18 protein-coding genes are annotated in these 17947 nt (G+C 69.9%); 14 read left to right on the top strand and 4 right to left on the bottom strand.

What is annotated here, in order from left to right; all coding sequences use genetic code 11:
* Positions 1-34 precede the first annotated feature (34 nt).
* The 7 genes from IEY81_RS05005 (at position 35) to IEY81_RS04975 (ending at position 6520) form a co-directional block, all read left to right on the top strand.
* Positions 35-586, top strand: coding sequence for a MarR family winged helix-turn-helix transcriptional regulator (locus IEY81_RS05005; protein ID WP_189117362.1), 552 nt, complete (start codon positions 35-37; stop codon positions 584-586).
* Positions 587-696: 110 nt separating this feature from the next.
* Positions 697-2001, top strand: a complete 1305-nt coding sequence (locus IEY81_RS05000; protein ID WP_189117361.1) for an MFS transporter — start codon at positions 697-699, stop codon at positions 1999-2001.
* 99 nt (positions 2002-2100) lie between these two features.
* Positions 2101-3297, top strand: a complete 1197-nt coding sequence (locus IEY81_RS04995) for a sensor histidine kinase (protein WP_189117360.1) — start codon at positions 2101-2103, stop codon at positions 3295-3297.
* Positions 3294-3956, top strand: coding sequence for a response regulator (locus IEY81_RS04990; RefSeq protein WP_189117359.1), 663 nt, complete (start codon positions 3294-3296; stop codon positions 3954-3956). The genes IEY81_RS04995 and IEY81_RS04990 overlap by 4 nt, the downstream gene beginning before the upstream one ends.
* A gap of 137 nt (positions 3957-4093) precedes the next feature.
* A complete protein-coding gene (locus IEY81_RS04985) occupies positions 4094-4948 on the top strand; it encodes an alpha/beta hydrolase (RefSeq protein ID WP_189117358.1) in 855 nt (284 codons plus the stop codon).
* Complete coding sequence (locus IEY81_RS04980; protein ID WP_189117357.1) at positions 4945-5685, top strand: ABC transporter ATP-binding protein; 741 nt, start codon at positions 4945-4947, stop codon at positions 5683-5685. The genes IEY81_RS04985 and IEY81_RS04980 overlap by 4 nt, the downstream gene beginning before the upstream one ends.
* Before the next feature lies 1 nt (position 5686).
* Positions 5687-6520 (top strand): ABC transporter permease, encoded by an 834-nt coding sequence (locus tag IEY81_RS04975; protein ID WP_189117356.1) that lies wholly within the window; start codon positions 5687-5689, stop codon positions 6518-6520.
* Positions 6521-6646: 126 nt separating this feature from the next.
* Here the strand turns inward: IEY81_RS04975 and IEY81_RS04970 are convergent, their stop codons facing one another.
* From IEY81_RS04970 to IEY81_RS04960, 3 genes are all read right to left on the bottom strand, one after another.
* A complete protein-coding gene (locus tag IEY81_RS04970) occupies positions 6647-7204 on the bottom strand; it encodes a hypothetical protein (protein ID WP_189117355.1) in 558 nt (185 codons plus the stop codon).
* Positions 7205-7250: 46 nt separating this feature from the next.
* Positions 7251-7661 carry a hypothetical protein gene (locus IEY81_RS04965; RefSeq protein WP_189117354.1) on the bottom strand — a complete coding sequence of 137 codons (411 nt, stop codon included), beginning with the start codon at positions 7659-7661 and terminating at the stop codon, positions 7251-7253.
* A gap of 72 nt (positions 7662-7733) precedes the next feature.
* Positions 7734-8909, bottom strand: a complete 1176-nt coding sequence (locus tag IEY81_RS04960) for a beta-1,3-glucanase family protein (protein ID WP_189117353.1) — start codon at positions 8907-8909, stop codon at positions 7734-7736.
* A gap of 121 nt (positions 8910-9030) precedes the next feature.
* On the opposite strand from IEY81_RS04960, the gene IEY81_RS04955 reads away from it, so the two are divergent.
* The 4 genes from IEY81_RS04955 to IEY81_RS04940 all read left to right on the top strand — a co-directional run bounded on the left by IEY81_RS04955 (position 9031) and on the right by IEY81_RS04940 (position 13240).
* Complete coding sequence (locus IEY81_RS04955) at positions 9031-9732, top strand: NAD-dependent deacylase (RefSeq protein WP_189117352.1); 702 nt, start codon at positions 9031-9033, stop codon at positions 9730-9732.
* Positions 9733-9763: 31 nt separating this feature from the next.
* Positions 9764-10480 (top strand): hypothetical protein, encoded by a 717-nt coding sequence (locus tag IEY81_RS04950; protein WP_189117351.1) that lies wholly within the window; start codon positions 9764-9766, stop codon positions 10478-10480.
* Positions 10481-10674: 194 nt separating this feature from the next.
* Positions 10675-12048, top strand: a complete 1374-nt coding sequence (locus IEY81_RS04945; RefSeq protein ID WP_229787432.1) for an MDR family MFS transporter — start codon at positions 10675-10677, stop codon at positions 12046-12048.
* 43 nt (positions 12049-12091) lie between these two features.
* The gene (locus IEY81_RS04940; protein WP_373292218.1) at positions 12092-13240 is read left to right on the top strand and encodes an acyl-CoA dehydrogenase family protein; all 1149 of its coding nucleotides are present in this window, start codon (positions 12092-12094) and stop codon (positions 13238-13240) included.
* A gap of 124 nt (positions 13241-13364) precedes the next feature.
* Here IEY81_RS04940 and IEY81_RS04935 read toward each other — a convergent pair whose 3' ends face one another.
* Positions 13365-14147 (bottom strand): PE-PPE domain-containing protein, encoded by a 783-nt coding sequence (locus IEY81_RS04935; protein WP_189117350.1) that lies wholly within the window; start codon positions 14145-14147, stop codon positions 13365-13367.
* Positions 14148-14369: 222 nt separating this feature from the next.
* Here IEY81_RS04935 and IEY81_RS04930 point away from each other — a divergent pair, with 222 nt between their 5' ends.
* The 3 genes from IEY81_RS04930 to IEY81_RS04920 are packed head-to-tail and all read left to right on the top strand — an operon-like array spanning position 14370 to position 17946.
* A complete protein-coding gene (locus tag IEY81_RS04930; protein WP_229787358.1) occupies positions 14370-15554 on the top strand; it encodes a M24 family metallopeptidase in 1185 nt (394 codons plus the stop codon).
* Positions 15555-15577: 23 nt separating this feature from the next.
* Entirely contained in the window at positions 15578-16786 is a 1209-nt protein-coding gene (locus IEY81_RS04925) for an aminotransferase-like domain-containing protein (protein ID WP_189117349.1), read from the top strand.
* Positions 16783-17946, top strand: coding sequence for a M20 family metallopeptidase (locus tag IEY81_RS04920; protein ID WP_189117348.1), 1164 nt, complete (start codon positions 16783-16785; stop codon positions 17944-17946). Before IEY81_RS04925 ends, IEY81_RS04920 begins: the two co-directional genes overlap by 4 nt.
* Position 17947: the final 1 nt, after the last annotated feature.

Raw genomic sequence — 17947 nt, 5'->3', positions numbered from 1 at the left:
CAGCCCTCGTCTCGATGTGAAAGTGGTCCACCCCATGTCCGAAGAGCCAACGACGCCGCCGCGCCCCGCGCCGCCCGTCGGTCCGGAGCGGCTCCCCACGGCGGCGTTCTCGCGCATCGAGTACGTCTCCCAGCGGCTCGCGCGGGCGCTCCAGCGGGCGACCGAGCTGATCGCCGCGAGGCAGTCGATCTCGGTCTCCGAGTATCGGATGCTGCTGATCCTGAGCGACCAGGTGCCGCGCTCCAACGCCGACCTCGCGCGGCTGATGTTCGTCTCCTCGCAGGCCGCCCATCTCGTTCTCTCCGACCTGGTCTCGCGTGGCCTCGTGGAGCGCACCCCGCACCCCGACAACCGGCGGATCCGGCTCGCGCGTCCCACCGATGCGGGCATGGCCAAGCTCAACGCCTGCCTGGCGGAGATGATCGCGGTCGAGGACCGCATCTACGCGGGGATGCCGCCGGCCGAGCGCGGTCTCCTCCTCTCCTCGCTCCACCACGCCGCCGAGGTGCTGGCCGGCGGCTACTTCGGTGACGAGGCCACCGAACGAGAGGCGGTCCGCCTGCGGGCCGAGCGCAAGGAGCGCTGACACAGACCGGCGATCCCGGTCCTGGACCCCGTGGTGGGTTGACGACGTGATGCGCGTCACCCACAATTGGCAGGAATCCTGATAAACAGGAACCCTGAACGGAGTCCCCCATGACCCTCACCTCCGGCGGAAACACGACCGGCCCACGCACGAAGATGGGCAAGATCGTCGCCAGCAGCTTCACGGGCAGCCTGATCGAGTACTACGACTTCCTGCTCTACTCCACGGCCTCGGCGGTCGTCTTCAACGAGGTCTTCTTCTCCAACCTCGACCCGGTGACCGGCACCATCGCATCCTTCGGCACCTTCGCGGCCGGTTATCTGGCGCGCCCGCTCGGGGGCGTGGTCTTCGGCCACTTCGGCGACCGGCTCGGCCGCAAGAAGATGCTGGTCATGACCATGCTCATCATGGGTGTGGTCAGCTTCCTGATCGGCTGCCTCCCGACGTACGGGCAGATCGGCGCGGCCGCGCCGGTGCTCCTCGTCCTGCTGCGCGTCATCCAGGGTGTCGCGGTCGGCGGCGAGTGGGGTGGCGCGGTGCTGATCACCGCCGAGCACGCCACGTCCCGACGCGGGCTGTGGGCCTCGTTCACCAACGCCGGTGCGCCCGCGGGCATGGTGCTCTCCACCGCAGTGATGGCGGTGATGGCCTCGGTCACAACGCCCGAGCAGTTCCTGGCCTGGGGCTGGCGCGTGCCGTTCCTGCTCAGCATCGTGCTGCTCGCGGTCGGCCTGTGGATCCGGCTCAGCGTCACCGAGTCGCCCGCCTTCGAGAAGATGAAGGACAGCAAGGCCGAGTCGCGCACGCCGCTGCTCGAGGTCCTCCGCAACCACCCGCGTACGCTCCTGCTGGCCGTCGGCGTCGGCCTCGGCGCCTTCGTGGTGCAGGGCACCCTGACCACCTTCCTGATCTCCTACGCTCTCGGCGCCGGCTTCGAGCGGCCCACGGTGCTCAACGCGCTGACGGTCTCCTCGGCAGGTGCCGTGATCGGCATCCTCGGCTGGTCCGCACTCACCGACCGCGTCGGCCGGCGCCCGGTCGTCCTCTCGGCTGCGATCGCGACCGCGGTCTTCGCCTACCTGCTCTTCCCGATGCTCGACAGCGGCAGCGTCGCGCTGCTCTTCCTCGCCGTGATCCTCGGCCAGTCGGTCATCCATGCCGCGTTCTACGGCCCGCTCGCGGCGCTGATGAGCGAGGTCTTCAAGACCTCCTCGCGCTACACCGGCGCCTCGCTCGGCTACCAGCTCGCAGGCATGGGCGCGGGCTTCTCGCCGCTGCTGTTCGCCTCGCTCCAGAAGGCCGGCGCCGGGACGGTCATGCTGTCGACCGTCATCGCGGCCTTCTGTCTCCTCAGCGTCTTCTCCCTGCTCCGGCTCGGGGAGACCAGCTCCCGCGAGCTGGTCGACGCTTCCTGATTCCCCCACCCCGGTGCCCGCTGCGTGCGTCGCGGCGGGCACCGTCGGGGAGGCCGGTGAGCGGGTGCGTCGCACACAGCCCGCTGGTTTACTGAAAGCATGCTCAAGACGTGGACCGGGCGCGGTCGTCTGGCGCTGTACGTCGCCGCGACGATCCTCGGGATCGTGCAGGCTGCGGTGCTGGGCGACGCCTACCACGTCACCGGCGGGATCGCGCTCCTGCTCGGCTTCGCCCACGCGGCCTGCATCCCGCTGGCGCTGCGCCGTCCGGTCGAGGCGGCCGGCCTGTCGCTGGTCGCGGTGACCGTGGCGGCTGTTGCGTTCGCCGGCGAGGGGCTTCCCGGTTGGCCGTGGATGGTGGCGCCGCCGACGCTGATCCAGCTGCTGGTGCTGCTCATCGTGACCCTGGTCGCCGGGTGGCGGCTGGCCGCGATCACACTGGGCATCCAGGTGGCTGCCGGTGTCGCGCTGGCCATCCTGGGACTGGCATGGAAGAACCCCTTCCTCTCCTCGCTGGGCTCGGTGGCCAACTTCGCCCTGCTCGCGCTGCTGATCTGCGCGCTCGCGACGGTCGCCCGGCGGCTCTCGGAGTCGCGCAGCGCTCTGCGCGTCGAGCACGAGCGCCGCTCGGTCGTCGAGGAGAAGGCCCGCATCGCCCGTGAGCTCCACGACGTGATCGCCCACAACATGTCGCTGATCACCGTGCAGGCCAGGTCGGCGCCCCACCGGGTCGACGACGTCAGCCCGGCCGCGGAGGCCGAGTTCGCCGAGATCGCCGACCTGGCGGCCTCGGCGCTGCGGCAGATGCGCGGGGTGCTCGACGTGCTGCGTACGGAGGAGGGGCAGTCGGGCCGGGTCCCGGTGCCTGGCGTGGACGGTCTGCCAGAGCTCTTCGACTCCGCCCGCGGGACCGGTCAGCGGGTCGAGGTGCACGGCGACCTCCCCGGGCCGGACGACCTGGCTCCCGAGGTCGGCACCGCGGCCTACCGGATCGTGCAGGAGGCACTCAGCAACGCCCGCCGCCACGCTCCGGAGGAGCCGGTGACCGTCGACCTGGCCACGGGGGAGGGCGACCTCGAGATCCGGGTCGCCAACGCGCTCGACGGAGCCGCGGCCCCATTGTCGGAGAAGGAGACCGGTGGGCACGGGCTGATCGGAATGCGCGAGCGTGCCGGCGCGGTCGGCGGCAGCCTCACCGCCGGCGCCGACGGTGAGGAACAGTTCGTCGTCGAGGCCCGGCTGCCGACGCAAACGGCGGTGCGAGTTCGCTCCAAACGCGGTAGGAAGACTTCGTGACGGTGAAGATCGTGGTCGTCGACGACCAGGAGATGGTGCGCTCGGGTTTCGTGGCGCTGCTCGACACCAAGCCGGACATCGAGGTCGTCGGCACCGCGCCCGACGGCGCCGAGGCGCTGCAGGTGGTGCGGCGTACGCATCCCGACGTGGTGCTGATGGACGTCCGGATGCCGGTGATGGACGGGATCGAGGCGCTTCGCCAGCTGTCCGGGGACCCGGCCACCGCCCAGGTCAAGGTGGTCATGCTGACCACCTTCGACGCCGACGAGTACGTCCACGAGTCGCTGCGCCTCGGCGCCAGCGGGTTCCTGCTCAAGGACGCCTCGCCCGACGAGCTCGCCTCCGCGATCCGCGTCGTCCACGCCGGCGAGGCCCTGCTCTCGCCGTCGGTGACGCGCCAGGTGATCGCCCAGTTCGCCCGCGCTCCGCGCCGTCGCCGGGCCGACCCGCGCCTCAAGCAGCTCACCGAGCGCGAGCGCGAGGTGCTGGAGAACATCGCCCGCGGCCGCTCCAACAGCGAGATCGCCGCCGAGCTGTTCCTCGCCGAGCAGACCGTGAAGACCCACGTCAGCCGCATCCTCGGCAAGCTCGGGCTGCGCGACCGCGCCCAGGCCGTCGTCTTCGCCTACGAGAGCGGTCTGGTCGCCCCGCACGTCTGATCCGTCCGCCCCGGGTCTCGACCGGCTCGACCACCGGTCATGGTCAGGTAGGGGGCGTCCCCTACTACCCCGGTATCGGGGCGAATGGCTCCGCAGAGTGACGCGCGACGGGAAACCTGCTTCCTACCGTCACAGCCATGACAGTTGTGACGCCGCTCAGATACGGCCTCAACGAGGCCGCCGATGCCAGCATCGGACCCACCATCCTCGCCTCCGACCCGCCCGGAGGCGCCCGCGTCGTCGAGGCCTTCGGGGACGTCGCGACCGCTGACCACATCGCCGTTCTGGTGCCCGGCAACGGCCACCATCTCGGCAACTACTTCACCAGCACCGAGGCCCACTCGCCCCGCTCCCGCGGCCAGCTGCTGCTGCGTACGATGCAGGAGCTCGCGCCGGAGAGCCGCTCGGCCGTCGTCGTCTGGCTGGGCTACCACTCGCCGCCGGAGTGGTACAACGCGATCACCAACGAACCGGCCTACGCCGGGGCGAGCGACCTGGCCCGGCTGACCCGCTACCTGCCGCGCTCGGCCCACATCACCCTGGTCGGCCACAGCTACGGCTCCACCGTCGCCGGCCTGGCACTCGCCGTCGCCCGCGCCGAGGACTACGTCGCGCTCGGCAGCCCCGGCATGGGCGTGATGCGCCGCTCGGAGCTCGGTTCGCGCACGCGGCTCTGGGCCGCGTACGGCGAGACCGACCGGATCCGGCTCATCCCGCAGCTGCGGGTCGGTCGCTACGGCCTCGGCCGTAGCCCGCTCCACCGCGAGATCGGGGCGACCCGTTTCGGCACCGGCGACATCCCCGGCCACTGCGGCTACTACGCCGAGGGCAGCGAGTCGCTCCTCAACGTCGCGCGGATCTCGCTCGGCCGCTATGCCGAGGTCACCCCGGCCGGCGTGGTCTCGACGAGCTCGCCCACCGAACGCCGGGCGATCGCTCGGCACATCGCCGCAGCAGACATCACTGCAGAAGACATGGAGAAGGCAGCATGATCACCGACGAACCCGCCATCTGGACCCAGGGTCTGCGCAAGAGCTACCCCGGCCGCGGCGCCGCCCTGGACGGCATCGACCTCGCCGTCCCGGCCGGCACGGTCCATGGTCTGCTCGGCCCGAACGGCGCCGGCAAGACCACGACCGTACGTATCCTGGCCACCCTCGCCGGCTTCGACGCGGGCCAGGCGTGGGTCGCCGGCCGTAACGTGGCCCGCGACCGCGCGGGGGTGCGGGCGCGGATCGGTGTGGCCGGGCAGTACGCCGCCGTCGACGGTGTCCTCAGCGGTCGGCAGAACCTGGAGATGTTCGCCCGCCTGCACCGGATGCGGGCGAAGGCCGCGCGGCAGCGAGCCGACGAGCTGCTCGAGCGCTTCGACCTCGTCGAGGCCGCCGGTCGTCCGGTGCGCGGTTACTCCGGCGGCATGCGCCGGCGGCTCGACCTCGCCGTCAGCCTGATCCGCAGCCCGCGGGTGCTCTTCCTCGACGAGCCGACCACCGGCCTCGACCCGCGCAGCCGCATCGAGGTCTGGGACGCGGTCCGCGAGCTGGCTTCGTCGGGGACGACGGTGCTGCTCACCACGCAGTACCTGGAGGAGGCCGACCGGCTGTGCTCACGCATCACGATGGTCGACCGCGGTCGCGTGGTCGCCGAGGGCTCGCCCGAGGAGCTCAAGGCCAGCGTCGGTGGTCGCGACCTCGACGAGGCGTTCCTGCTCATCACCGAGGGGGCCTGAGATGACCACTGTGACCGACGCGAGCACCGTCCACGGATCACGCATCACGTGGGCGATCGTCGACACCTGGGTGGTCGCCAGGCGGCACCTGCTCCATCTCGTACGCCGCCCCGACGAGCTCCTCGGCACCCTGATGATCCCGGTCATGGCGGTGGCCATGTTCGGCTTCGTCTTCGGGGAGGCCTTCGGGGTCGCGATGGACGTGCCGGGCGCGGAGTACCGCGAGTTCCTCCTCCCCGGCCTCTTCGCGCTCACCATGGCCTTCGGCATCGGCAACACCACGATCTCGGTCGCCGAGGACGTACGCGGCGGGGTGCTCGACCGGATGCGGTCGCTGCCGATGTCGCCGGTGGCGGTGCTCGCCGGACGGGCCCTGGCCGACATGATCCTGGCCGTCGTCGAGCTCGGGATCCTGCTGGCGCTCGGGACGCTGTTCGGCTGGCAGGCCCATCTCGGCCTCGGGGGAGTGGTCGCAGCGTTGGGACTGCTGGTCCTCCTGCGCCTGGCCTTCTCCTGGGTCGGCATCCTGCTCGGCCTGCTGGTCAGCGGGCCGGAGGCGGCGATGAAGTACTTCGCCCTCGTCTTCCCGCTCGCCATGGTCGCCGACACGATCGTGCCCACCGACCTGATGCCGGGCTGGCTCAGCATCCCCGCCGCCTGGAACCCGCTCTCGTCCACCGTCATCGCCACCCGCGAGCTCTTCGGCAACGGCGTCGTCCCGGCCACGACCTGGGTCGGCGAGCATGCCATGACGATGGCCGTCGCCTGGCCGGTCGCCATCATCGCGGTCTGTCTGCCGCTGGCCATGGTGCGGCTGCGCCGGCTGGGTCGGTGACCCGGGCCCCAGGGATACCCGGTCGACCGGGTATCCCTGGACTTGACGGGCACTGAAACACCCCACAAGTCCACAAAGTGCCCGTCCAGTCCCCTGATCCGTCTCACCATCCGAGCATCAAGCCGGTCACGGAGCAGAGGCCGACAGCACTTCCCCACGGACCCGCCCGTGATCCGAGTAGTCCGGCTCGACCTCCACGACGCCGGCCCCGCCGACGCCCTCACGCCAGTCCCGGTAGAGCGCCTCGGCCTCACCGTCCTCACGAGCCCGCCGGTCGAACGAGATCCGCGTGACGTACCCGTTCTCGGAAGAGATCAGGACCCCGTCGACCTCGGCCTCGAACGACCGCCCGTCGGGCAGCACCAGCGAGATCCGCTCGCTGTCGTAGTCGCGCATCCCGGGGAACGACTCGCCGTCATCGGGGAGGCTGGAGAACCGGACGGGCTCGCGCAGGTCGAGCTCGATGGTGTCCGGGTCGCTGTCGAGCTGGGCGAAGACAACAAGACCGCCGATGGCGACCACCGGGATCGCGAGCACCCCGAGCCCGGTCCACAGCAGCGGGCGGGGGTTCTTCCCCGCCGTCCGCGCCACCAGCGAAGCCACGAGGAGCACGACCGCGAGCAGGACGAAGCCCAGGAGCACGGCTCCCAGGACGATGATCACGACCGCTCCACCCGCACCCATGGGCGTCAGTATCCCGGCCGCGGACGACGCCGGCAGGAGAAACGACCTAGCCGAACGTGTCGACGAGACAGATGGCCAACGAGGAGAAGTAGACGACCCCGGCGAAGATCGCGTGGAAGCCGACCCGCACCGGCAGCCGGCGCTTGAAGATCGAGCGGACGGCGAGCTTGTAGGCGTTGATCGTCGAGAGGTGGCTGCCACCGAGCCGTCGAGTACGTCGCAGCAGCATCGTGTCGCCCAGCGCGTTGCCGATGTTGAGGAGACCGAACGCGACCCAGCCCCACAGGACCCGGTCGGTCAGGACGTACGTGATCCAGCAGGCGACGGCGATGACGGAGATGGCGACGTGGGTGAGGACGATCCGCGGGTAGACGCGCCCGTGCCGGAGCCAGCCCGTCAGCAGCACCGCGCCGGCGGCCGCCTGGACGAGCCACGCCACGAGGACCACGTACGACATGTAGCGACCGTACGAGCCCTCGTGGCGTGGTGGAGGCGACTGACCGACGATCCCCGATAGAGGGGACGAGCCTCAGAACGGGGTGAGCGTGACCGCCATCTCGGAGGCGTTGTCCTCGACATACGAAGCGAACCCGCCGACGTCGTCGAAGGCGAACCCGTACGCCTTCCCGTCGACCGTGTTGTCGTGCAGCGCCTTGCTGTAGACGTGGTTCGGCGTGCCCCCGTAGAAGCCGCCCGGGTCGTCGGTCGGCTGGTTGGCGGAGGCGAGCAGCGTGGTGCGGTTGAAGCCGGCACCGAGCACGGCCGCGACCGGACCGGTGACGCCGTCGTTGGGCGCGGCCAGGGCGCCGTCGCAGAAGAGCACGTCGCGGGTCGAGGGCCGGCTGAAGGCCTTGACCCCGTTGTCGAAGACGAACTGGTCGCCGCTGACCCGGCCCGTGAAGGTCGTGTTGTTGGCGTTGACGACCATGTCCTCTCCGGCGTACTTCGACCACACCTGGTCGATGTAGGAGTCGAAGTACGACGAAGAGAATCTTCCCGAGTCCAGCCCGTGACCCGGCGCGATGATGCGCCGGTCGTCGACGACCAGAGAGCTGAAGTCGGGCGAGGCCGAGATCGCGTCGAAGATCTTCTGGCGGCCACCGCCGACGAGGGTGCCGGTGGTCGGCGACTCCTCACCGGTCAGCGAGATCGAGAGCGGCACGCTGAACATGTCGACCATGGTGGTGTTGCAGTAGATCCGGCCGTCCTTGTAGGTGAACTCCACGCAGTCGTGCAGCACCCCGTAGCTCGGGTCGGACTCGACCCACGCCGCCGGGTAGGCGAGCGCGTTGCCCTCGTTGACCTTGAACTTCAGCTTGTCGCCGAGCGAGAAGTAGATCCGGCCTGACATGTCGGCGGGGATCTGGGAGAGCGTGTCACCGCTGCTCGAGAACGGGATCGAGTAGTCGGCGTACCCGTCGGCACCGTTGTCGGAGAGGGAGACGGGCACGAGCGCGCCCTCCGGCGTGACCCGGGACTGCTCGCCCGTCGCCAGGTTGGTCCCGACGATGTAGTAGTGGATGGAGCCGTTGTCGTACGCGCCGGTCTGGTTGACGAAGCGGAGCTGGATGGCTGCCTGGGCGCCGATGCCGTGCGGGCGCATGGCCCGGGTGGCGGCCGAGGCGGGTTGCCAGCCGGTCCCGCCGAGGAGCGGCACGGCGAAGGCGGCAGAGGTGGCGGCGAGTACAGATCGTCTGGTCAGCATGGGACCTCCCGAGTGGGGAACTGTAGGAACGCGAGTTACAGTAAGGGGCCTTTACAGTAAAAGTCCATACCCTTGGACCGCGCCAAAGCCAGCGGAGGCCTCGCCGACCTCGCTAACCTGGATGCTCGTGAAGGTCGTCGTTCTCACTGGTGCCGGGATATCCGCAGAGAGCGGTCTCGCGACCTTCCGCGACGCCGACGGTCTCTGGCAGGGCCACAGCATCGACGACGTCGCCACCCCCGAGGCCTTCGTGCGCGAGCCCGCGACCGTCCACCGCTTCTACGACGCCCGCCGACGGGAGCTGCGGTCGGCGACCCCCAACCCGGCCCACCTCGCGCTCGCCCGCCTCGAGCAGGTCCTCGGTGACGACCTGCTGGTGGTCACCCAGAACGTCGACGACCTGCACGAACGCGCCGGCTCACGCCGGGTCGTACACATGCACGGCGAGCTCCTCTCGGCCCTCTGCGAAGGGTGCCAGGGCCGGTTCGTCTGGGACGACGACCTCGCCGGTGCGCCCGCCTGCCCGGGCTGTGGCAACACCATGCTGCGGCCCGACGTGGTCTGGTTCGGTGAGATGCCCTACGACATGGACCTGATCGAGCGGGCCCTCCTCGAGGCCGACCTCTTCGTCGCCATCGGCACCAGCGGTGCCGTCTACCCGGCCGCCGGTTTCGTACGCATGGCCGCCCTCGCCGGGGCCAAGACGCTCGAGCTCAACCTGGACTCCTCGGAGACCTCGCACCTCTTCGACGACTCCCGCCAGGGACCGGCCGGGACGATCGTGCCCGAGTGGGTCGCCGACGTACAGAGACTCCCGCGTTGACCCCTTCGTAATATCTGTCACGATAGGCCGCGTGTTTCGCCATGCCGTGCTCACGACCGCCCTCATCATCGCGCTGACCAGCGCTCTCGCCGGCTGTGGCGAGGAGGAGGGAACGCTGTCGCAGGCTCGCGAGTACGCCAAGGAGCCCGGCAACCAGATCGCCGAGCACGCCCGCACCGCGATGCACGATCTCGACACCGTCCACGTCGAGGGCGACGTGCTCGACCCGAAGGGCACCAAGATCACCGTCGACCTCGACGTCTCCGCCGAGAAGACCTGCGTCGGCACGGTCAGCATCGGCAAGGGCGAGATCTCGCTGCGCTCCATCGCCGGGTCGGCCTGGTACCAGGGCGACAAGGACTTCTGGCTCTCGATCGCGCCGAGCAAGGCCGAGGGCGAGCGCATCGCCAAGCGCGTCGGCGAGAAGTGGGTCGCGCTCGAAGGTGAGCTGGCCAGCGTGCGCGCCTTCTGCAGCATCGACAGCCTCACCGCTCAGATGGTCCCGGCCGAGGCCGAGGCCCAGGCGATCGGCCCGACGATGTCGGCCGAAGGCCCCGCCGTACGCCTCGACGTCACCCACGGCGAGACCGAGAGCACCACCTTCGTCCGCGCCTCCGAGCCCCACCGGATCGTGAAGTGGACCCAGGGCAGCTCCGGCGAGCTCAACTTCTCTGACTTCGACAAGGACTTCCAGGTCGAGGAGCCTCCCGCCGACGAGGTCTTCGACCTCGCCGAGCTGGAGAAGTGAGAACAACGCCCTCGCTATTCTCACTTTTCAGTGAAAAGTGAGAACAACTTGCCTCGTGCGCCCTTCGTCGCCAGCGCTCGAGCGGAATGAAACAACCGTCGGGAACCTTGCTGAAGAACATGCCGACCTCGACCAGACCCACGCGCAGCTCCATCGGCCTACGTAGCGAACGTGGGCCGATCCTGCTCGCGGTGATGGTGTCGCTGAGTCTGGTCGCGATCGACCTGACGATCCTGGCGACGGCGGTGCCGAGCGTGGTGAAGGATCTCGGCGGGTTCGAGCAGTTCCCGTGGCTCTTCTCGATCTACGTCCTGGCCACCGCGGTCACGACGCCGCTCTACGCCAAGGTCGCCGACCGGCTCGGACGCAAGCCGGTGATGGTCGCCGGCGTCGTCGCCTTCCTGATCGGGTCGCTGCTGTGCGGGCTGGCGTGGTCGCTGACCGCGCTGATCGTCTTCCGCGCGATCCAGGGCATCGGCGCGGGCGCGATCCAGCCGATGGCGATGACGATCGTCTCCGACATCTACACGCTCGAGGAGCGGGCGGTCGCCACCTCGTACGTCGCCTCGGTCTGGGCCACCGCCGCCATCGTCGGGCCGACGCTCGGCGGCATCTTCGCCGACTTCCTCGACTGGCGGCTGATCTTCCTGATCAACCTGCCGGTCGGAGCGGTCGCGCTGTGGCTGCTGCGCCACTTCCACGAGGTCCGCAAGCCGGCCCCGACGACCAGGATCGACTGGTCGGGCGCTGGGCTGCTCACCGTCGGCGGGATCGCGCTGCTGCTCGGGCTGCTCGAGGGCGGTCACGCCTGGGCATGGCTGTCGCCGGTCTCGCTCACGATCTTCGCGATCGGTGTCGCAGCGCTCGTCGCCTTCGCGTTCGTCGAGCGGCGTGCCGCCGACCCCGTGCTGCCGCCGTGGGTGCTGCGCCACCGCGTGGTCGCTCCCGCCAACGCCGCCAGCCTGACCGTCGGTGTGATCATGCTCGGGCTCACCACGTACGTCCCGCTGTACGCGCAGAGCGTGCTCGGCCACTCGGCGCTGGTGGCCGGCTTCGCGCTCGCCGGGATGAGCATCGGCTGGCCGATCGCCGCGTCGACCGCCGGCCGGATCTACCTCTCGCGAGGTTTCCGCACCGCGGTCGCGCTCGGTGCGCTGCTGGTCATCGCCGGTCAGGTCGTGCTGGCCACGGTCGGGGAGGGCTCGTCGTTCTGGCACCTCGCGCTGCCCTGCTTCGTCCTGGGCCTCGGCTTCGGCTGGTCGGTCAACCCGGGCGTGGTCGCCGCCGGGTCGGCCGTGGACTGGGAGGTACGCGGCGTGGCGACCGGGTCCAACATGTTCGCGCGTTCGGTCGGCTCGGCGCTCGGCGTCGCGCTCTTCGGTGCGGTCGCGAACGGGCTGGTCCGTCGTGAGTACGCCGGGGGAGAGGTGCCGCCGCTGGAGGAGCTGCCGGCCGACGTACTCGCTCCCGCTCTGCACGTCGTCTTCCTCGTCGGCCTGGCTGTCTCGGCCGCGTTGCTGCTGGTCGCGTGGTTCACGCCGGTGCGGATCAGGAAGACTGAATTCTGAGAGGGTTACCACTGAGTAACCACTGAGTCGTAGACTCCGAGTCATGCTGAAGCGCGACCACTATGAGGAAGACCACGAGGACTTCCGAGCCTCCGTCCAGCAGTGGCTGGAGCGTTCGGTCAAGCCCCACACCGACAAGCACATCGCCGACAAGGCGCTGCCCCGCGAGTTCTGGCTGGAGGCTGGCGAGAACGGCTTCCTCGGGCTCGCGATCCCGGAGGAGTACGGCGGCGCCGGCGCCGAGGACTTCCGCTTCAACGCGGTCCTCGCCGAGGAGCTCGCCAAGATCGGCGCGGCCTACCCGACCTGCGTCGGCATCCACTCCGACATCACCGCTCCCTACCTGGTGCGTCTCGGCACCGAGGAGCAGAAGCAGCGCTGGCTCCCGGGCGTGGCCTCCGGTGAGATCCTGCTCGCCATCGGCATGACCGAGCCGTCCGGCGGCTCCGACCTCGCCGCGCTGAAGACCACCGCGGTCCGCGACGGCGACGAGTGGGTCATCAACGGCTCCAAGACCTTCATCACCAACGGCTACTCCTGCGACCTGGTCATCACCGCGGTCCGCACCGACCCGGAGAAGGGCGCCAAGGGCATCACCCTCTTCGCGATCGAGGCGACCAAGGAGGGCTTCTCCCGCGGCCGCAAGCTCGACAAGGTCGGCATGGAGGAGTCCGACACCGCCGAGCTCTTCTTCGAGAACGTACGCGTCACCGACGCCGAGATCATCGGCGAGCTCAACCGCGGCTTCATCCACATGATGGAGGAGCTCCCGCAGGAGCGCGTCTCCTGCGCCGTCGCCAACATCGCGCAGGCCAAGCAGATCCTGCTCGAGACCGTGCAGTACGCCAAGGACCGCAAGGCCTTCGGCCAGTCCATCGGCGCCTTCCAGCACAACAAGTTCCTGCTCGCCGAGCTGGTCACCCAGATCGAGGTCGCCGAGGCGTACGTCGACAAGTGCGTCGCCGCCCACGCCCGCGGCGAGCTCTCGCCCGTCGAGGCGTCCAAGGCCAAGTGGTGGTCCTCGCAGGCGCAGTCCGAGGTCCTCGACCACTGCGTCCAGATCCACGGCGGTTACGGCTTCATGAACGAGTACCGCGTCGCCCGCGCCTGGCGTGACGCCCGCGTCACCAAGATCTGGGCCGGCTCCAACGAGATCATGAAGGAGCTCATCGGCCGAGACCTCGGCTTCTGAGCTGACCTCGAGGGTCGAGCTCGTCGAGACCCGTACGCCGCGGGAGGCCCCTCCACGGGGGTCTCCCGCGGTCGTTTCTGCGTCAGGTCCGTGCAGGGCGCCGTGGCAGGCCAGGCCGCCTCGGTCAGACCGGGTACGGCGGCCTGCAGTCCTGTCGACCCAGCCGGTGAGCGTTGTTGATGTAGACGCCGTCAGCGATCGAGTCGCCCATGATCGAGCGGTGGTCGGTCGGCCGGTCCCACTGGTAGCACCAGTGCTGGGCGAAGTAGCCGCCCAGGCCCGCACCGAGGGGCGCGTCGAAGTTGCAGATGCCGTCAGTCTCGATGCAGTACCGGATGTACGGGATGCCGCCGAAGTCGGAGCGTCCCGGGCCAGGGGAGACCCAACCGGTGAACGGCACGCCCGCGCCTGCCGGCACGACCGCGCCGATGCCGGCGCCGGCCGGTCCGGCGGGCTGCATCGGGTCGGCATACAGCTTGGCCCGGAACCGCGACTTGTCCACGCCGGGCACGTTGCCGTCGGCTAGGTCGTTGAGGACGAGGTTGGCGACGATCGCACCTTGGGAGTAGCCGACCACGACGTAGGTGGAGTCGGAGCTGTAGTTCGCCCGGATCAGGTCGATCGCGTTTCGCCGGCCGATCTGGACGCTCTCGTTCATCGGCGTCTGGTCGGGGCACGACGTGCCCTGGCCACCTGCGGGGTAATGGACGCGCAGGGGGATCCCGCCGCGCAGCCATTCGTCGCGGTAGACATCCGCGGGGCTGTCACAGGTGCCGCCGATCAGCACATAGTAGGTGGCTCCGCTCGTCGCTGAGGCCGGTGGCGACGAGGCGACTGAGCCGGGCACAGCCGCTGTGACGGCGCCCAGGAACAAGATGAGACTGCGAACGAGTCGTCTGCTGGCCATGCGTCCTCCCGAGATGGTGTCCGGTGGCCCGTGCTCGGGATCCCGGCGTACGCCTATAGCGCATCACATCCGGGACGGTTTCGTACTGGGAAGTCGCATCGCCAGGCCCTGAACATTTCGTGGTGTTTCGGCGACGCTACGTCCGATCGAAATGTTCGGTTTGTCTATTGTCAACAATCAGCGCCTCAGTCACCATGGCCGAATGGCAGGGACGGTTTTCGCGTGGTGAGTGTGTTCGGCTCCGAGGAGTACGCGGAGCGGCTGCGGAAGGTGCAGCAGCGGATGGTGGAGCGGGGCTGGTCGGCGCTGGTGGTGGCGGACCCGGCGAACCTCTACTACCTCACGGGCTATAACGCCTGGTCGTTCTACGTTCCGCAGTGCGCGGTGGTGCCGGCTGAGGGTGAGCTGCATGTGTTCCTCCGGGCCATGGATGCGCACGGAGCGACGAACACGGCTGTGCTGCCGGAGGAGCGGATCCACGCCTATCCGGAGGAGCTGGTCCACCGGCCCGACGTCCATCCGTACGACCACATCGCCGCCCAGGCGCGGGCGCTCAATCTATTTGTCGACAATCCTGACGAGGTCTTGGCGATGGAGCTCGACGCCCACTTCCTGCCGGTGCGCGGCTTCCTGGCCGTCCAGCGCGCGCTGCCGCGCACCCGGATCGTCGACAGCGAGGAGCTGGTCAACTGGGTGCGGCTGGTGAAGTCGCCGGCCGAGCAGGACGAGCTGCGGGCCGCAGGCGCGGTCGCCCAGCGGGCGATGACCGCGGCGCTGGCGGGCGTGACGTCGGGCCGGCGCGAGTGCGACGTCGTCGCCGACATCCAGGCCGCGCAGACGGTCAGCGTCGGCGGGGTCGGTGGTGACTACCCCGCGCTGGTGCCGCTGCTGCCGACCGGTGACAGCGCCGACACACCCCACCTGACCTGGACCGACAGGGTCCTGAGGCGTGGCGAGGCGACCACGATCGAGCTCGCCGGCGTACGCAACCGCTATCACGCTCCACTCGCCCGCACCGTCTGTCTCGGGCCACCGTCGGCGAAGCTCCTCGACTGCGCCGCCGCGACCGCAGAGGGCATGGAGGCCGCGCTCGGGTCGATGAAGCCAGGGGCGGCCGGGGCGGACGTACATGCCGCCTTCACCGACGTGATCGCCTCCTACGGGCTCGGCAAGGACTCCCGGATCGGCTACTCGATCGGCATCGGCTTCCCGCCGGACTGGGGCGAGCGGACCGTCAGTCTCCGGGCCGAGGAGCAGACCGTCCTCGAGCCGGGGATGGCGTTCCACGTGATCCTCGGGATGTGGATGGACGGCTGGGCGTATGAGCTCTCCGAGTCGGTCCTGGTCACCGAGCACCTGCCCGAGCCGCTGACCCAGATGCCGCGTCAGCTGATCGTCAACGAGTGATCGCCAAAGGATAGGAGCGTCAAGTGTCGACAATCCACGCAGAAGCCCGGTTGCCCCTGGCTGCACGCAGCGAGCACCTGGTCGGCTCGGTGATCGACTCGAGCACGTCGCTGCTGGCCGGGCAGACCCACGACATCGTGCGCCTCGCGATGGGCAGTCCGGCTCAGGACGCCATCCCGTCCGAGGCGCTGTCGGCGATCCCGCTGGCGTCGCACGCCTTCGACTACGCGGCGACCGAGGGCGACCCGGCGCTGCGCGAGGCCCTGCTGGCGCAGCTCGCCGGCACGAGCGACGCGACCACGCCCGACCGGCTGACCATCACCTCCGGCGGGATGCAGGGTCTCGACCTCGCCCACAAGCTCTTCACCGACCCCGGTGACCTGGTCGTGGTCGAGGCGCCGACCTACACCAACGGCAGCGCCACCGCGCTCTCCTACTCGGCCGATCTCCTCGAGATCCCGGTGGACGAGGTGGGTCTCGACGTGGAGCGGCTGGAGGCGGAGGTACGCCGCACCGGCCGTCGTCCGAAGGCGATCTACTCCATCCCGACCTTCCAGAACCCGTCGGGCGCGACGCTGTCGCTCGAGCGCCGGATCCGGCTCATCGAGCTGGCTCGCGAGTGGGGCTCGATGCTGATCGACGACGACCCGTACGGCCTGCTGCGGTTCGCCGGTGACCCGCTCCCCACGCTGCACGAGCTGGCCGAGGGTGACCCGCTGGTCTTCTCGGTGCGCACCTTCTCCAAGACCGTGGCGCCGGGGCTGCGGGTCGGCTGGGTCGACGCCGACCCGTCGCTGAGCCGGCTGCTGATCAACGCCAAGCAGGCCATGGACACCTGCACGAACCTGCCGGCGCAGCGCCAGCTGGCCGGTTTCCTCGACTCGGGCGGGTTCGACGCCCACGTCGCCGATCAGAGGATTGTCTACAAGGAGCGGAAGGAGGCGATGCACGCAGCGCTGACCGCGCACTTCGGTGGCCGGGCCACCTGGACCGACCCCGACGGCGGCTTCTTCCTCTGGGTCACGTTCGACCCACCGGTCGACACCACCGCACTCTTCGAGGTCGCGCTCGCCGAAGGGGTCGCCCTGATCCCGGGCAACGCGTTCTCGCCCGGCGGCCTCTTCCCGCACTCGATGCGCCTCTGCTTCGCCTCGACCCCGCCCGAGCGGATCGCCGAAGGCGTCGCCCGCCTCCGGCGAGCCGTCGACAGGCTCCTCCAGGAGGGGCGGTGACGGCGGGCCCGGATGCCGAGGAGGTCGTCGAGCTCGCGCAGCGGCTGGTCCGCGCGCGGGGTCAGAACCCGCCGGGGGAGGAGTGCGCGACCGTCGAGGTGCTCGCTGACGAGTGCCGGCGACGGGGTTTCGAGGTCACCCTCGAGGAGGTGGCGCCAGGCCGGGTCAACCTGATCACGCAGGTCGGCCACGGCCCGGGCCCGGGCCTTCTGGTGGTGAGCCACTCCGACGTGGTCCCACCCGGCGACGGCTGGGCCGGCGACCCGTTCTCCGGAGACGTACGCGACGGGCGGCTGCACGGCCGCGGCAGCGCCGACACCAAGGGCGGCCTGGCGGCAGCGATCGTCGCATTGTCTACAATCGACAACGCCACCGACCAACCCCCGATCACGCTCGCCGTCCTCGTCGACGAGGAGGAGTTCGGCCTCGGCATCCGTCACTTCGTCCGCGATTTGTCGACAAATAGCCACTCGGCCTGCGTGGTCGTCGAGCCGACCAGCCTCCAGCCGGTGGTCGCGGCCCGCGGGGACGCCTACGTCGAGATCACGCTCACCGGGCTGGCCGCCCACTCCGGCAACCCGGCCGACGGCCGCAACGCCATCCACGGGATGGCGCAGGTCGTCACCGAGATCGAGCGCTGGCACGCCGAGCTGGCGGCCGACCCGCACCCGCTCTGCGGACCGGCGACCTGGAGCGTCGGCACCATCGAGGGTGGCCAGGCGACCTCGACGGTCGCCGCGCACTGTCGGATCACGGCCGACCGCCGGCTGCTCCCGGGCGAGTCGGCCGACGACGTGCTCGGGCAGGTCGAGCGCCGCCTGGAGAAGCTCGCCCTCGACGATCGTGGCCTGTCCCTCGACCTCGAGATGACCATGGACATGCCCGGCTTCGAAACCGGTGTCGACGATCCGATCGTCGACAAGATCGCCACCGCGCTCCAAGCGGCCGGCTCCCCCGCCGCCGCACCCACCGGCTGGACCGCAGCGTGCGACGGCGGATTCGTAGCGGCCCGAGGCATCCCGACCGTCGTGCTCGGCCCCGGCTCCGTCGCCGAGCAGGCCCACCGTCCGAACGAGAGAGTCGAGATCGACGAGCTCGTCACCGCCGCTCGCGCCTACGCCCACCTCTTCCGTCACGCCACCGACCTGGGCCCGGCATGAT

This window comes from Nocardioides luteus (assembly GCF_014648595.1).
GTDB lineage: Bacteria > Actinomycetota > Actinomycetes > Propionibacteriales > Nocardioidaceae > Nocardioides > Nocardioides luteus.
This window is presented reverse-complemented; position numbering and strand designations above follow the sequence as displayed.

Bases quoted from the DNA above. Each gene is read 5' to 3' on its own strand.
- IEY81_RS05005 (WP_189117362.1), top strand. From the start codon at position 35: ATGTCCGAAGAGCCAACGACGCCGCCGCGCCCCGCGCCGCCCGTCGGT.
- IEY81_RS05000 (WP_189117361.1), top strand. From the start codon at position 697: ATGACCCTCACCTCCGGCGGAAACACGACCGGCCCACGCACGAAGATG.
- IEY81_RS04995 (WP_189117360.1), top strand. From the start codon at position 2,101: ATGCTCAAGACGTGGACCGGGCGCGGTCGTCTGGCGCTGTACGTCGCC.
- IEY81_RS04985 (WP_189117358.1), top strand. From the start codon at position 4,094: ATGACAGTTGTGACGCCGCTCAGATACGGCCTCAACGAGGCCGCCGAT.
- IEY81_RS04980 (WP_189117357.1), top strand. From the start codon at position 4,945: ATGATCACCGACGAACCCGCCATCTGGACCCAGGGTCTGCGCAAGAGC.
- IEY81_RS04975 (WP_189117356.1), top strand. From the start codon at position 5,687: ATGACCACTGTGACCGACGCGAGCACCGTCCACGGATCACGCATCACG.
- IEY81_RS04970 (WP_189117355.1), bottom strand. From the start codon at position 7,204: ATGGGTGCGGGTGGAGCGGTCGTGATCATCGTCCTGGGAGCCGTGCTC.
- IEY81_RS04965 (WP_189117354.1), bottom strand. From the start codon at position 7,661: ATGTCGTACGTGGTCCTCGTGGCGTGGCTCGTCCAGGCGGCCGCCGGC.
- IEY81_RS04960 (WP_189117353.1), bottom strand. From the start codon at position 8,909: ATGCTGACCAGACGATCTGTACTCGCCGCCACCTCTGCCGCCTTCGCC.
- IEY81_RS04955 (WP_189117352.1), top strand. From the start codon at position 9,031: ATGCTCGTGAAGGTCGTCGTTCTCACTGGTGCCGGGATATCCGCAGAG.
- IEY81_RS04945 (WP_229787432.1), top strand. From the start codon at position 10,675: ATGGTGTCGCTGAGTCTGGTCGCGATCGACCTGACGATCCTGGCGACG.
- IEY81_RS04940 (WP_373292218.1), top strand. From the start codon at position 12,092: ATGCTGAAGCGCGACCACTATGAGGAAGACCACGAGGACTTCCGAGCC.
- IEY81_RS04935 (WP_189117350.1), bottom strand. From the start codon at position 14,147: ATGGCCAGCAGACGACTCGTTCGCAGTCTCATCTTGTTCCTGGGCGCC.